A 446-nucleotide genomic window follows, 5' to 3' on the forward strand; every position below is an offset into this window, starting at 1 on the left:
GCTTTAACCTGTTTCCACTCATTCAGCCCGGTAGCAAACACACTGGCAATGTTTTTATCCCGTTTCATGTCAGCGCAAGCCTGATTGAGTTCTTCCATCACACTCATTCGACGGGGATTAACGACAACCCCCTTCGTCCAGTATTCATAGAGAACATCGTCGCACTCTTCCTGATACTGGATTACCTTGTCGCGGATTTCAGGTTTAACTTTGTTTGAGTTGATGGTCTGAAGCCAGGCAGCCAGCTTACGCAGAGAAAGACAAGTCATTGTTTGCTCACCACCAGCAGAAGGTATTATGATTTCCGTAACGCCTTTGGCAAATCGTCGTTTTAACTTACTAAATTGGGGAGACCAAGCAAGCCCCATCCCCTCAACAATGGGATCCGTTGGAACATACGGTTCGCCCCTATGGTTACCCACATAAAGAGCACCGCGGTGAAACGG

Annotated in this window: 1 protein-coding gene; it reads right to left on the reverse strand. The window is 47.8% G+C overall.

Annotated features, from left to right (window positions below):
* A partial coding sequence (locus Y887_RS19850; RefSeq protein ID WP_084726110.1) for a phage antirepressor N-terminal domain-containing protein occupies positions 1-446 on the reverse strand: 446 nt, incomplete at both ends.

Source organism: Xanthomonas pisi DSM 18956 (genome assembly GCF_001010415.1).
Lineage (GTDB): Bacteria > Pseudomonadota > Gammaproteobacteria > Xanthomonadales > Xanthomonadaceae > Xanthomonas > Xanthomonas pisi.